This window comes from Streptomyces sp. BB1-1-1, from assembly GCF_031597775.1.
In the GTDB taxonomy this organism is placed as follows: Bacteria; Actinomycetota; Actinomycetes; order Streptomycetales; family Streptomycetaceae; genus Streptomyces; species Streptomyces thinghirensis.
Window position 1 is genome coordinate 6,614,042 of record NZ_CP134203.1, and the last position, 12,889, is coordinate 6,626,930.

Consider the following 12,889-nt stretch of genomic DNA (forward strand, 5'->3'; position numbering starts at 1 on the left):
CGAACCGCCGGAGGCTACCCGCGGATCTCCGGCGCGTACGTCCCGAAGCTCCAGATGTTGCCCTCCAGGTCCCGGGCCATGTAGTCCCGCGAGCCGTAGTCCTGGTCCGTCGGGGGCATGAGGATCTCCGCGCCGTGTTCCACCGCCCGCCGGTGATGGGCGTCGACGTCCGCCACCACGACGTACACCCCCGTCGTACCGGCGTTCTTCATCGCCTCGTCGAAGCGGCTGCCGGTGCCCTTCGAGCCGAGCATGATCGCGCCGTTGCCCTGGGCCAGTTCGGCGTGGGCCACCGAGCCGTCCTCGCCCTCGTACACCGCCAGTTCCGTGAAGCCGAAGGCCTGGGTGAGCTGCCGGACCGCCGCCTTGGCGTCCGCGTACAGCAGCGTCGGGTAGACGCTCGGGCGCCCGCCGTCGTTGCCTGCCATGCCGATCACTCCCTTGTGAGCCGGTAACCGGAGGAGCGGATGCCGCGAAGATCCCCAAATCCCGGAAAAACACGGAATCCAGCCCTGTCGCCCAGTCTGGCACCGCCCACTGACAACGCCCCGGACCCGCGCTCCCGAACACGGGAGCCCCGAACAAGGGACCGCGGACTCCGTATCCCGGCAAAAGCGGTTGCACGGCCCCGTTAGACTGGCCCCATGGCCATTCTCCTCGCGCATTAGACGGCGGGAAACGTCCTCAGCCGCCCATCCCGCCAACCACCCGCCCTGGAGTCTGTCCGTGATCTCCGCCTCCGGCATCGAGCTGCGCGCCGGTGCCCGCGTCCTCATCGAAAGCGCCACCTTCCGCATCGCCAAGGGCGACCGCATCGGCCTGGTCGGCCGCAACGGCGCCGGCAAGACCACCCTCACCAAGGTCCTCGCCGGCGAGGGCCAGCCCGCCGGCGGCACCGTCACCCGCTCCGGCGAGGTGGGCTACCTCCCGCAGGACCCGCGCACCGGCGACCTCGACGTGCTCGCCCGCGACCGCGTCCTGTCCGCCCGCGGCCTGGACGTCCTGATCCGCAAGATGCGCGACAACGAACAGCGCATCGCCAACGGCCAGGGCGCCACCCGCGAGAAGGCGCTCAAGCAGTACGAGCGCCAGGAGACGGAGTTCCTCACCAAGGGCGGATACGCCGCCGAGGCCGAGGCCGCCACCATCGCCGCCGCGCTCAACCTGCCCGACCGGGTGCTGGGCCAGCCCCTGCACACGCTCTCCGGCGGTCAGCGCCGCCGTATCGAGCTGGCCCGGATCCTGTTCTCGGACGCGGACACCCTGCTGCTCGACGAGCCGACCAACCACCTCGACGCGGACTCGATCGTCTGGCTGCGCGACTACCTGAAGACCTACCGCGGCGGCTTCATCGTGATCTCCCACGACGTCGACCTGGTCGAGACGGTCGTCAACAAGGTGTTCTACCTGGACGCCAACCGCTCCCAGATCGACGTCTACAACATGGGCTGGCGGCTCTACCAGCAGCAGCGCGAGGCCGACGAGAAGCGCCGCAAGCGCGAACGGCAGAACGCGGAGAAGAAGGCCTCCGCGCTGCATTCGCAGGCCGACAAGATGCGCGCCAAGGCCACCAAGACCGTCGCCGCGCAGAACATGGCCCGCCGCGCGGACAAGCTGCTGGCCGGACTGGAGGCCGAGCGGAAGTCCGACAAGGTCGCCAAGCTCCGCTTCCCCGAGCCGGCGCCCTGCGGCAAGACCCCGCTGATGGCCGAGGGCCTGTCCAAGTCGTACGGCTCGCTGGAGATCTTCACCGACGTCGACCTGGCCATCGACAAGGGCTCCCGCGTCGTCATCCTCGGCCTCAACGGCGCCGGCAAGACCACCCTGCTCCGCCTCCTCGGCGGCGTCGAGAAGCCCGACACCGGCCAAGTGATCGAGGGTCACGGCCTCAAGCTCGGCTACTACGCGCAGGAGCACGAGACCCTCGACCCCGAGCGCACCGTCCTGGAGAACATGCGCTCCGCCAACCCCGACCTCGACCTCGTCGAGGTCCGCAAGACGCTGGGCTCGTTCCTGTTCTCCGGCGACGACGTCGACAAGCCGGCCGGCGTCCTGTCCGGCGGCGAGAAGACCCGCCTCGCGCTCGCCACCCTCGTGGTCTCCTCGGCGAACGTGCTGCTGCTCGACGAGCCCACCAACAACCTCGACCCCGCCAGCCGCGAGGAGATCCTCGGCGCGCTGCGCACCTACAAGGGCGCGGTCGTCCTGGTCACCCACGACGAGGGCGCCGTCGAGGCGCTCCAGCCGGAGCGGATCATCCTGCTTCCGGACGGCGTCGAGGACCTGTGGGGCGCCGACTACGCGGATCTCGTCGCCCTGGCTTGATCGAATGGATGATCCACTGGGTATGGATCATTCGGCCGATCCGTGATCCACCATCTGTGTGAGATCTCCTCATCACGAGGTGTGTCCTACATCGATTTCGCGGCCGGACCCCCTGACGCCGGGGGTCCGGCCGCGACGCCTTTCTGACCTGGAACTTCGCGGAAAAACCCGTTCGGCGGTACGGACGTGATCCTCTGGAATCAGGGATTCCGCATGTGGGGACTCGCTCCTGTCGTCACAACCTTGTCTCATCGACCTTGCCGAATGGGTGGCCATGAAGCCCTGGAGGGGTGATCATGAGGAGACCAGAGCGCACTTCCCATGAGGAGGACCGGGTGGCCGAGACTCTGAAGAAGGGCAGCCGGGTAACCGGCGCCGCGCGCGACAAGCTCGCGGCAGACCTGAAGAAGAAGTACGACGCCGGTGCGAGCATCCGGGCGTTGGCCGAGGAGACCGGCCGCTCGTATGGCTTTGTGCACCGCATGCTCAGTGAGTCGGGTGTCACGCTCCGAGGGCGTGGCGGGGCTACCCGGGGCAAAAAGGCCACATCGGCCTGATGTTCCGGGCGGCCCCTCGACTCCGAAAGTGAAGGTGGCCACCCGGCCGGTCGTCCGACCGTCCGGGTGGTTACTGTGCAGTCACTTAGCTCTGCCGTGGTACGGCGTCGCAGCCGGCGCGCGGCGGGGACGACGACCGCACCTTTCGGAGGCACCCCATGGCTTCGCACGCCCACGACCCCGCTCCCGTACTCGACAAGGACGGCGTGCGGCTCACCGTCGACGACGCGATCGCCACGGTGACGCTGACCAACCCGGACAAGCGCAACGCGCAGAGCCCCGCTCTGTGGCGGGCGCTCACCGAGGCCGGTCGGCTGCTGCCGGGCTCCGTCCGAGTCGTGGTGCTGCGGGCCGAGGGCAAGTCCTTCTCGGCCGGGCTCGACCGGCAGGCGTTCACCCCCGAGGGCTTCGACGGCGAACCGTCGTTCATCGATCTCGCGCGGGGCGGCGACGCCGAGCTGGACGCGACCATCACCGAGTACCAGGAGGCGTTCACCTGGTGGCGGCGCAGCGACATCCTGTCGGTCGCCGCCGTGCAGGGCCACGCCATCGGGGCCGGCTTCCAGCTCGCCCTCGCCTGTGACCTGCGGGTCGTCGCCGAGGACGTGCAGTTCGCCATGCGCGAGACCAGCCTCGGCCTCGTGCCGGACCTGACGGGCACGCACCCCCTGGTGTCCCTGGTCGGGTACGCCCGCGCGCTGGAGATCTGCGCGACGGGCCGCTTCGTCATGGCCGAGGAGGCCGTGAACACCGGGCTGGCCAACCTCGCCGTGCCCGCGGACCAGCTCGACGGCGCCGTGCGCGATCTGGTGTCGGCGGTCCTCGCCGCGCCGCGCGACGCCGTCATCGAGACCAAGGCGCTGCTCCAGGGCGCCCAGCACCGGGAGTACGAGGCCCAGCGCGCCGCCGAGCGGGCCGCGCAGGCCCGCCGCCTGCGCGACCTGGCCGGGCTCGGGGAGTAGTCCGGACGCCGCGGACGACTGCTCGGGACCCTCGCGACGATCCGCCGGGCCGGGTGGCTCGGGGAGAGTCCCGGGACGGGCCCGCTCAGCCGACCGCCGTCACCAGCACCGCGACCGACGGACGGTCCGCCAGGGCCTCCGACACCGCCGCGCGGACCCGCCGGGCCACCTCCACGGCCCGGTGGTCCGCGTCCACCGCCAGCTCCACCCGGACATGGCGGCGCGCCAGGGCGGCCGGTTCCCGCGGCAGCTCCGTCACGTCCACCGGACGGCCCAGCGTCGCCGTCAGCCGGGCCACGCCCGGGACCGCCAACGCGGCGCCGGCCGCGCGGCCCTCGTCACCGTCGCCGGGCTGAGCGGCCGGGGGACGCCGCGACCCACGTCCAGGCGCCGGTTCCGGCTCCGGCTCCATGGCCGCGTCCGGATCCGGCTCCCTGGCCGCGTCCAGCAGGGCCGTCGCCCGCAGGTCCACGTCGGTCACCGTCAGACCGAGCCCTCGCGCCGCCGCCGTCAGCACGGCGCGCAGCCGGGCGGCCGTCGCCGGCAGCGGCTCGCCCGTCGCCGCGGGATCGACGGTCGCCGCGAAGTCGGCCGTCACCCGCAGCGGGCCGGGCGGCAGGGCACTCGGCGGCGGCGGTACGGCCGGTTCGTGCGCGTCGTCCCGGCCGGCGGGCGCGATGCGCAGGCCGCCCGGACGCGCGCCCGTCACGTCCCGGGCGGCGGCCAGCAGTACCTCCCGTGCCGCGCGCTCGGCGATCCACGCGCCGTCCCCCGGGCCGCCCAGCGGCAGCAACCTGCCGAGCCCCAGCTGATCCCGCACCGTCCGTGCCCACCGGTCCGCCGTCGTCATTCCTTCAGCCTGCCGCATCCACGACGCGGGATCGCGCAACCGTGCTTACGGTGGTCGAAGAAGGACGGACCGGAAGGGACTGCGGCGATGAGTGACTTGACGGAGAAGGAAACGACCGAGACCGGTGCACAGCGTGGGCAGGGCACCCGGCGCGGCGGGGGAGCCCCCGCCGACCGGGGCCGCACCACCATCGCCGACGGCGTCGTGGAGAAGATCACCGGAATGGCGGCACGTGACGTCGCCGGTGTGCACGCCATGGGCAGCGGGATGTCCCGCACCTTCGGCGCCGTGCGCGACCGGGTGCCCGGCGGCACCAAGTCCGGAGTGACACGCGGCGTGAAGGCCGAGGTCGGTGAGAAGCAGACCGCGCTCGATCTGGAGATCGTCGTCGAGTACGGCGTGTCGATCTCGGACGTCGCCGGGGACGTGCGGGAGAACGTGGTGGCGGCGGTGGAGCGGATGACCGGCCTGGAGGTCGTCGAGGTCAACATCGCGGTGAGCGACGTGAAACTGCCCGACGAGGAGGACGAGGAGCCGGAGCCCCGGATCAAGTGACGCGGACGCTGACCGAAGGGTGGACTGAGCGGTGAACGAGGTGAGCGCACCATGAGCATGGCCGTGGTCGGCTTGATCGCCGGCATGGCGCTGGGATTCGCCGGATATTTCGGCGGGTTCGGAGCCTTTCTGCTGGTGGCGGCCCTGGGAGCCGTCGGGTTCGTCGTCGGCCGCCTGCTGGAGGGGGACATGGACCTCGGTGACTTCTTCCGCAGCCGAGACGACCGGCGGCGGTGACCGGCGTGAGCGGTGGGGCCGGTGAGCTCCTCGAAACCCCGGCCGTCGTACCGCCGGGCGAGCGCGGTGCCACGCGGATCGCCGACCGGGTGGTGGCCAAGGTCGCCGCGCAGGCGGCGCGCGAGGCGGTCGGTCCGCTCCACCCGGACGCCGAACGCCCGCACGCCACCGTCGTCGTCCACCACGACACCGCCCACGTCCGGGTCCACCTGGAACTGGACTACCCGTGCGACATCGGCGCCCGCTGCGGGCGGGTGCGTCACCAAGTCGTCCAGCGGGTACGCGCGTTGGTGGGGATGGCGGTGCCGGAGGTCGCCGTCCAGGTGGAGCGGCTGCACCTGGCGGCGGAGTACGGCGCGAGACAGGGGAGGACGCGATGAGCGAGCCCCAGGGCACCGAAGGCAGCACGCGGCGCCTGCCCGTCATGGAGCCCGTCATGGAGAAGGAGCCGGCGGCCGGCACCGGACCGCCGCCCGACCCCGAGCCCGGCAGCGGACCGGCCGGCCGCTTCTGGTCGGCGCGCCGCGTCCCCGCGGGCATCGTCGCGCTGCTGCTCCTGCTCGTCGCGGGCGCCTTCCTCTACGACGTCGTCGCCGTGCGCGCCGGCCGGTCCGCCCTCGGCTGGCGCCGCGAACTGGCCCGGCAGCTCGCCGACCGGCCCCTCGACGACACGTGGGTCCTCGTCGGCGCGGGAGTCGCCGCGGCGCTCGGACTCTGGCTGCTCGCCCTGGCCCTCACCCCCGGTCTGCGCAAGGTGCTCCCGATGCGGCGCACCCGTCCGGACGTACGCGCGGGGCTCCACCGGGACGCCGCCGCCACGGTGCTGCGCGACCGGGCCATGGAGGTCGCCGGGGTGCAGTCCGCGCGGGTCCGGATGCGCCGCCGGAAGGCCCGCGTGCGCGCGCTGTCGCACTTCCGTGAACTGGACGACGTACGGACCGATCTGGACGGCGCGCTCGACGACGCGGTGCGGGGGCTCGGGCTGGCCCGGCCGCCCGCCGTGTCGCTGCGGGTCGCCCGGCCGGGACGAAAGGGGTGAGGGCGGTGCTCAGGACCGTCGACCGTGTGCTGCTCGGGCTCGTGGGCCTGATCCTGCTCGCCCTCGGCGGCTCGGTCCTGGCCATCGGGTTCGGCGCCCCCGCGCCCTCCTGGTGGCTCCACGACGGGCCGCACGACGTGCTGCTCGGTGACGCCGAGCGGACCCGGTGGCGGGACGCCGGCTGGTGGTGGCCGGTCGTCATCGCCGCACTCGCCGTCCTGCTGCTGCTCGCCCTGTGGTGGCTGGTCGCGGTGGTGCGCCGCCGCCGGCTCGCCGAGGTCCTCGTCGACACCGGGGACGGCGAGGGCGCGGCGCTGCGCGGCCGGGCCCTGGAAGCCGTCCTCGCCCAGGAGGCGGACCGGGTGGACGGGGTCGAACGGGCCAAGGTCCGCCTCATCGGCCGTCGCACCGCCCCGGCGACCCGCATCCGCCTGCTCCTGGCCCCCCACGTGGACCCCGGCACCGCCCTGAACGACCTCACCGCCCACGCCCTGACCCACGCACGCGCCTCGGCGAACCTCGAGAACCTCCCCGCGGAGGTCCACCTCCGGGGCGTCAAACACGGCGCCGAACGGGTCAACTGAACGCCGGTGCGCACCGGCGGCTAGCTAGAACCCGTGCCGCACGCCGCCGTCCACCGGCAGCATCACGCCCGTCACGTACGACGCCGCCGGGGACAGCAGGAACGCCGCCGCGCGGCCGAACTCCTCCGGGGCGCCGTAGCGGCGCAGCGGGATGCGGGACTCGGCGGCGGCCCTGGTCGCCTCCGGGTCGGCGGACAGGCCGTCCAGCTCGCGCACCCGGTCGGTGTCGACGCGGCCCGGCAGCACGCCGACGACACGGATGCCGCGCGGACCCAGCTCGTCGGCGAGGGACTTGGCGAAGCCGGCCAGCCCCGGGCGCAGGCCGTTGGAGATGGTCAGGCCCGGGATCGGCTCGTGCACCGAGCCCGACAGCACGAAGCCGATGACACCGCCCGACTCCAGCTCCGCCGCCGCCGTCCGGGCCAGCCGCACCGCACCGAGGAACACCGACTCGAACGCCGCCTGCCACTGCTCGTCCGTGTTGTCGGCGACGAAGCCGGGCGGCGGCCCGCCCACGCTGATCAGTACGCCGTCGAAGCGGCCGAAGCGCTCACGGGCGGTCGCGATCAGCCGGCCGGCGGCCTCGGGGTCGGCGTTGTCGGCGGCCACCCCCACCACGTCCGGGCCCAGTGCGGCCGCGGCGTCGGCGGCGCTCTTCTCGTCCCGCCCCGTGACGAGCACCTTCGCCCCGTCGGCGACCAGCTCGCGCGCGGCGGCGTTGCCCAGGCCCCGGGTGGCTCCCGTGACGACGTACACCCGGTCCTTCAGTCCAAGATCCATGGCCCTATCCTGCCCCCTCGTTCCCGAACAGGGAGAGGGCGGTGTTCACCAGGCCGATGTGACTGAACGCCTGCGGGAAGTTGCCGAGCTGGTGGCCGGCCACCGGGTCGTACTCCTCGGCCAGCAGCCCCACGTCGTTGGCGAGTCCCACCAGCCGCTCGAACAGCTCCCGGGCCTCCTTCGCCCGGCCGGTCGCGTGCAGCGCGTCGGCGTACCAGAACGAGCACACCAGGAAGGTCCCCTCGCCGCCCGGCAACCCGTCGACGGGGTCCCCCTCGGTGCTGTAGCGGCGCACCAGGCCGTCCCGGGTCAGCTCCTTGCCGATCGCGTCGACCGTGCCGACGACCCGTGGGTCGTCCGGCGGCAGGAAGCCCAGGCGCGGAATGAGCAGCAGCGAGGCGTCCAGCTCCCGCGAGCCGTAGGACTGGGTGAAGGTGTTGCGCTCCGGGTCGTAGCCCTTCTCGCACACCTCGCGGTGCACCTCCTCGCGCAGCGCGCGCCAGCCATCCGGGTCCCCACCGCCCAGCTCGGGATGCTCCTCAAGCGTGCGCACGGCCCGGTCCAGGGCCACCCATGTCATGACCTTCGAGTGCACGAACTGCCGGCGCCCGCCGCGCACCTCCCACAGCCCCTCGTCGGGCTCCCGCCACGCCGTGCCCAGGAAGTCCATCAGGGCGCACTGCAGCTCCCACATCTGCGGCTGCGGGTGCATGCCCGCCAGCCGGGCCAGCGACAGCGAGTCCATGACCTCGCCGTACACGTCCAGCTGGAGCTGGTTCACCGCGTCGTTGCCGATCCGTACGGGCGTGGACTCGGCGAAGCCGGACAGCCACGGCAGCTCGAACTCGGGCAGCCGCCGCTCGCCCGCCAGGCCGTACATGATCTGCAGGTCCGCCGGGTTGCCCGCGACCGCGCGCAGCAGCCAGTCGCGCCAGGCCTCGGCCTCCTCGAGGTATCCGGCCGACAGCAGGGCGCCCAGGGTGAGAGTGGAGTCGCGCAGCCAGCAGAAGCGGTAGTCCCAGTTGCGCACGCCACCGGGCTCCTCGGGCAGCGACGTGGTGGGGGCGGCCACGATGCCCCCGGTGGGCTTGTAGGTGAGCGCCTTGAGGGTGATGAGGGAGCGGACGACGGCGTCCCGGTGCGGGCCGTCGTAGCGGCAGTGCGCGGCCCAGGCCCGCCAGTCCTCGACACTGTGCTCCAGTGCGACGAACGGGTCGATCAGCGGCGGGCGGGGCTCGTGCGAGGGGTGCCAGGTCAGGACGAACGCGACCTTCTCGCCCGCGGCGACCGTGAACTCCGCGTGTGTCCCGAAGTCCTGTCCCCAGCTGCGTACCTCGGGCTCGCTGCGCAGCCACGCCGCGTCCGGTCCGGCGACGGCCACCCGGTGCCCGTCGGCCCTGCGCATCCACGGGACGATCGAGCCGTAGTCGAAGCGCAGCCGGAGCACGCTGTGCATGGTGACCTCACCGCTCAGGCCCTCCACGATGCGTACGAGGTCCGGGGCGCGGTCGCGCTGGGGCATCAGGTCGGTGACCCGCACCGAGCCGTCCTCGGTCTCCCACTCGGTGTCCAGGACGAGGGTGTCCGGCCGGTAGGCGCGGCGCGTGCAGCGCTCGGCGCCCTTGGGGGCGATGCGCCAGTGGCCGTTGTCCTCGTCGCCGAGGAGCTTGGCGAAGCAGGCGGCGGAGTCGAAGCGGGGCAGACAGAGCCAGTCCACGGAACCGTCCGTGCCGACCAGGGCCGCCGTCTGCTGGTCGCCGATGAGCGCGTAGTCCTCGATTTGGGGGTGCACGGGATTCCGTCTTCCCGAGCGGGGGCGGAGCAATCGGATCCGCCGCCGTCCTCCTGCCGGACGGCCCCGTACCGGCTACACCGCCGCGGGCTCCGCCTCCGCGGTCTCCTGCTCGTCCTCCGCCGTCCGGTCCCGGGCCTCACGGCGGGCCAGGACGAACCAGCCGACCGGGACGCCCGCGGCGAACAGCCACCACTGGACGGCGTACGCCATGTGGTTGCCGATGCTGTCGTGGTCGGGCTCCGCGATCAGTTCGGGGGTGTCGGCCGAGGGCTTGGGCTCGGTCAGCTCGACGTAGCCGCCGAGGACCGGTTCGCCGAGACGCTCGGCCTGCTGCTCGCTGTTGATCAGCATGACCTGGCGGTCGGGCAGCCCCTCGACGTTCTTGATGCCGCTGTCCTCGGTCGTCTGGTCGGGCATCAGCCGGCCGATGACGGTGATCTCGCCCTCCGGGGGCGCCGGGATCTTCGGGAAGGCGGTCTGGCTCCCGCCGCTCGACGGGATCCAGCCCCGGTTGACGATCAGGACCTTGCCGTCGTTCAGGACGAACGGGGTCAGGACGTGGTAGCCGACCCGGTCGTCCGCGTTGGTGCGGCGACGGACCACGACCTCGTCGGCGCGGTCGAAGTGACCCTTCGCGGTCACCCTGCGGTAGCGGTGCTCGTCGTCGACCTCCGCTCCCGGCGAGGACATGGACTCGACCGGCACGGGCTCCGCCGCCAGGGAGCCGGCGATCTCGCCGTTCAGCTCGACCCTGCGCTCGTGGCGGTGCAGCTGCCAGAAGCCCAGCTCGATCATCGTCGGGATGAGCGCGAGCGCCACGAGGGTGAGGATCACCCACTGGCGGGACAACAGGAAGCGGTACACCCCACGACGGTACAACTCGGTCGTGGGGTGTGACGCGGCGGGTACGGCCTTGCGCCGCCGTCGGCCGTGGATCTAGACCTTGTCGACGATCCCCGCCCTTCCCTCCGCGCGGGCGCAGTGGGCGCCGCAGAACCAGTGGCCCTCGACCTCGACGCCCTGGCCGATGATCTGCACCCGGCAGTGCTCGCAGATGGGCGCCATCCGGTGGATCGCGCAGGAGAAGCAGTCGAAGACGTGCACCGCTCCCTGGGCGTGGACCTCGAAGGTCATTCCGTAGTTGTTGCCGCAGACTTCACATGTCGCCATGCGCCACAGGGTGAGCCGTCTCCGCGACGCGGGCGAGCGGGCGCCGGGCGAGTCGCCCGGAATCACCCGTCCGTACGGCTCACGTACGGCTCAGCTCACGTACGGCTCAGCCGTCCGCGGGCTCGACGTCCGCGAGCAGCTGCCCGAACGCCGCCTCGTCCACCACCGGCGTCCCGTACTGGCGGGCCTTGACCACCTTCGAGGTGCCCGAGTCCGGGTCGTTGGTGACCAGCAGGCTGGTCAGCCGGGACAGGCTGGTGGCGACGTGCAGCCCGGCCTCGGTCGCGCGGTCCTCCAGCAGGTCCCGCTCGACGGAGGTGTCACCCGAGAAGGCGACCCGCATGCCCTGCTTAAGGCATTTGCCCTCTTCGTACCGGCCAGGGTTGGGGTACGGGCATGCGGGCCTCTTGCGGGAGGGGCGCCAACTGGTCTGCCGGTAGCCGCCGTAGCCCGCCTGCTGTCCGATCCGGGGCGCGGGCCGGTCCGACCACTCGGTCAGCGGCCGGCACTCGTGCAGCGGCAGCCGCACGCCGCCCGCCGCCGCGGCGAGCAGGCTCGGCCGGAACGCCTCGGCCAGCACCCGCGCGTCGTCCAGCGCGTGGTGCGCCCGCTGCTGTACGACGCCGAAGTGGGCGGCCAGCGACTCCAGCTTGTGGTTGGGCAGCGGCAGGCCCAGCTCCTTGGAGAGCGCGATGGTGCACAGCCGTTGGCGCACCGGCGCCTCGCGCTGCGCGCGCGCGTACTCCCGGGCGATCATCTGCCAGTCGAAGACGGCGTTGTGCGCGACGAGCACCCGCCCGTCGAGCCGGGCCGCGAACTCCTCGGCGACGTCCGGGAAGAGCGGCGCTCCCCCGAGCACGTCGCTCGTCAGACCGTGTATCCACACAGGGCCGGGGTCCCGCTGCGGATTGACCAGGGTGTACCAGTGGTCCTCGACCTCACCGCGGGCGTCCAGTCGGTAGACGGCCGCGGAGATGATGCGGTCGTCGCGGGCCAGGCCGGTGGTCTCCACGTCAACGACCGCGTACCCCTGCGGATACGCGGCCGGCCACGCCGTGGCGGACGGCGGTGCGGTCGTGCGGTCTTCGAGCATGGTCAATGAGGATACGGGCCGCGACTGACACACCGGACCCGCAGGGGCCCCGCGGCGCCCGGCGAAACGGTCCCTCCGTCAAGTTCCGCGCGCCGGCGAAGGGTTGCGGCGGCACGGTGCGGGGAGTCGCCCGCGGAGCGTCGGTGCGGGGCGCGCGGCGCGCCGGGTGGCATCCTCCGCCATGTGACGCAACCCACGCACGACGAGGCCCACGGCGGTGCCCTCGGCACCCGGCTCAACTGGCTGCGGGCGGCGGTCCTCGGCGCCAACGACGGCATCGTGTCCACCGCGGGGCTGGTCGTCGGCGTGGCCGGCGCGACGGACGACCGCTCCGCCCTGCTGACGGCCGGACTCGCGGGGCTGCTCGCCGGTTCACTGTCGATGGCGGCGGGTGAGTACGTGTCCGTCTCCACCCAGCGGGACTCCGAGAAGGCCGCCCTGGCCATGGAGAAACGGGAGCTGCGCGAGCAGCCGGAGGCCGAGCTGGAGGAGCTGGTGGACCTCCTGGCGGCGCGCGGACTGAGCCGCGACGTCGCCAGGGAGGCGGCCGAGCAGCTGACCCGGCGGGACGCGCTGCGGGCCCACGCGCGTGTGGAGCTCGGTATCGACCCCGACGAGCTGACCAACCCGTGGCACGCGGCGTGGGCGAGCTTCCTGGCGTTCACGGTGGGCGCGTTGCTGCCACTGCTGGCGATGGTGCTGCCGCCGGCCGGCCTGCGGCTGACGGTCACCGTCTGCTGCGTGCTGGGCGCCCTGGTCCTGACGGGCTGGAGCAGCGCACGCCTGGGCGGGGCTCCGCCGGGCCGGGCGGTCCTGCGCAACGTGACAGGCGGCGCCCTGGCCATGGCGGTCACGTACGCGACGGGCTCACTGCTGGACGTCGCCGGGGTGTAGCGCTTCCGCGCGGGGCCGCCGCCGGTGGCGCCGGTGCTCCCGCCGGTG

At 72.8% G+C, this 12,889-nt stretch carries 16 protein-coding genes; 9 read left to right on the plus strand and 7 right to left on the minus strand.

Annotation, left to right across the window (positions count from 1 at the left end):
* Positions 1–14 precede the first annotated feature (14 nt).
* Complete coding sequence (locus RI578_RS30240; RefSeq protein ID WP_310874032.1) at positions 15–428, minus strand: VOC family protein; 414 nt, start codon at positions 426–428, stop codon at positions 15–17.
* Positions 429–726: 298 nt separating this feature from the next.
* On the opposite strand from RI578_RS30240, the gene RI578_RS30245 reads away from it, so the two are divergent.
* The 3 genes from RI578_RS30245 to RI578_RS30255 all read left to right on the plus strand — a co-directional run bounded on the left by RI578_RS30245 (position 727) and on the right by RI578_RS30255 (position 3,844).
* A complete protein-coding gene (locus RI578_RS30245) occupies positions 727–2,325 on the plus strand; it encodes an ABC-F family ATP-binding cassette domain-containing protein (protein WP_310874033.1) in 1,599 nt (532 codons plus the stop codon).
* Positions 2,326–2,660: 335 nt separating this feature from the next.
* Positions 2,661–2,882, plus strand: a complete 222-nt coding sequence (locus RI578_RS30250) for a helix-turn-helix domain-containing protein (RefSeq protein ID WP_003976983.1) — start codon at positions 2,661–2,663, stop codon at positions 2,880–2,882.
* A 158-nt stretch (positions 2,883–3,040) separates the two neighbouring features.
* Positions 3,041–3,844 (plus strand): enoyl-CoA hydratase/isomerase family protein, encoded by an 804-nt coding sequence (locus tag RI578_RS30255; RefSeq protein ID WP_310874034.1) that lies wholly within the window; start codon positions 3,041–3,043, stop codon positions 3,842–3,844.
* Between the two features lie 85 nt (positions 3,845–3,929).
* Here the strand turns inward: RI578_RS30255 and RI578_RS30260 are convergent, their stop codons facing one another.
* A complete protein-coding gene (locus RI578_RS30260) occupies positions 3,930–4,694 on the minus strand; it encodes a nucleopolyhedrovirus P10 family protein (protein ID WP_310874035.1) in 765 nt (254 codons plus the stop codon).
* Positions 4,695–4,781: 87 nt separating this feature from the next.
* Here RI578_RS30260 and RI578_RS30265 point away from each other — a divergent pair, with 87 nt between their 5' ends.
* Genes RI578_RS30265 through amaP form a run of 5 tightly spaced genes read left to right on the plus strand, consistent with a single transcriptional unit; the run spans position 4,782 to position 7,109 of the window.
* Positions 4,782–5,249 carry an Asp23/Gls24 family envelope stress response protein gene (locus tag RI578_RS30265; RefSeq protein ID WP_121746326.1) on the plus strand — a complete coding sequence of 156 codons (468 nt, stop codon included), beginning with the start codon at positions 4,782–4,784 and terminating at the stop codon, positions 5,247–5,249.
* Between the two features lie 51 nt (positions 5,250–5,300).
* Entirely contained in the window at positions 5,301–5,486 is a 186-nt protein-coding gene (locus RI578_RS30270; protein ID WP_019329346.1) for a hypothetical protein, read from the plus strand.
* A complete protein-coding gene (locus RI578_RS30275; RefSeq protein WP_310874036.1) occupies positions 5,483–5,866 on the plus strand; it encodes a hypothetical protein in 384 nt (127 codons plus the stop codon). The genes RI578_RS30270 and RI578_RS30275 overlap by 4 nt, the downstream gene beginning before the upstream one ends.
* Positions 5,863–6,525: a DUF6286 domain-containing protein gene (locus RI578_RS30280; RefSeq protein ID WP_310874037.1), complete on the plus strand. Its 663-nt coding sequence runs from the start codon at positions 5,863–5,865 to the stop codon at positions 6,523–6,525. The genes RI578_RS30275 and RI578_RS30280 overlap by 4 nt, the downstream gene beginning before the upstream one ends.
* A complete protein-coding gene (gene amaP / locus RI578_RS30285) occupies positions 6,522–7,109 on the plus strand; it encodes an alkaline shock response membrane anchor protein AmaP (protein WP_310874038.1) in 588 nt (195 codons plus the stop codon). The genes RI578_RS30280 and amaP overlap by 4 nt, the downstream gene beginning before the upstream one ends.
* Positions 7,110–7,133: 24 nt before the next feature.
* Here amaP and RI578_RS30290 read toward each other — a convergent pair whose 3' ends face one another.
* The 5 genes from RI578_RS30290 to RI578_RS30310 all read right to left on the minus strand — a co-directional run bounded on the left by RI578_RS30290 (position 7,134) and on the right by RI578_RS30310 (position 11,947).
* The gene (locus RI578_RS30290; protein WP_310874039.1) at positions 7,134–7,889 is read right to left on the minus strand and encodes an SDR family oxidoreductase; all 756 of its coding nucleotides are present in this window, start codon (positions 7,887–7,889) and stop codon (positions 7,134–7,136) included.
* A gap of 4 nt (positions 7,890–7,893) precedes the next feature.
* Positions 7,894–9,681, minus strand: a complete 1,788-nt coding sequence (locus tag RI578_RS30295; protein WP_310874040.1) for a glycoside hydrolase family 15 protein — start codon at positions 9,679–9,681, stop codon at positions 7,894–7,896.
* Positions 9,682–9,756: 75 nt separating this feature from the next.
* Positions 9,757–10,548 carry an SURF1 family protein gene (locus tag RI578_RS30300; RefSeq protein ID WP_310874041.1) on the minus strand — a complete coding sequence of 264 codons (792 nt, stop codon included), beginning with the start codon at positions 10,546–10,548 and terminating at the stop codon, positions 9,757–9,759.
* Between the two features lie 72 nt (positions 10,549–10,620).
* Positions 10,621–10,854, minus strand: a complete 234-nt coding sequence (locus RI578_RS30305) for a hypothetical protein (RefSeq protein ID WP_121746319.1) — start codon at positions 10,852–10,854, stop codon at positions 10,621–10,623.
* A 106-nt stretch (positions 10,855–10,960) separates the two neighbouring features.
* Entirely contained in the window at positions 10,961–11,947 is a 987-nt protein-coding gene (locus RI578_RS30310; protein ID WP_310874042.1) for a DEDDh family exonuclease, read from the minus strand.
* A 183-nt stretch (positions 11,948–12,130) separates the two neighbouring features.
* Here RI578_RS30310 and RI578_RS30315 point away from each other — a divergent pair, with 183 nt between their 5' ends.
* A complete protein-coding gene (locus RI578_RS30315; protein WP_310874043.1) occupies positions 12,131–12,841 on the plus strand; it encodes a VIT family protein in 711 nt (236 codons plus the stop codon).
* The last annotated feature ends 48 nt before the right edge of the window (positions 12,842–12,889 follow it).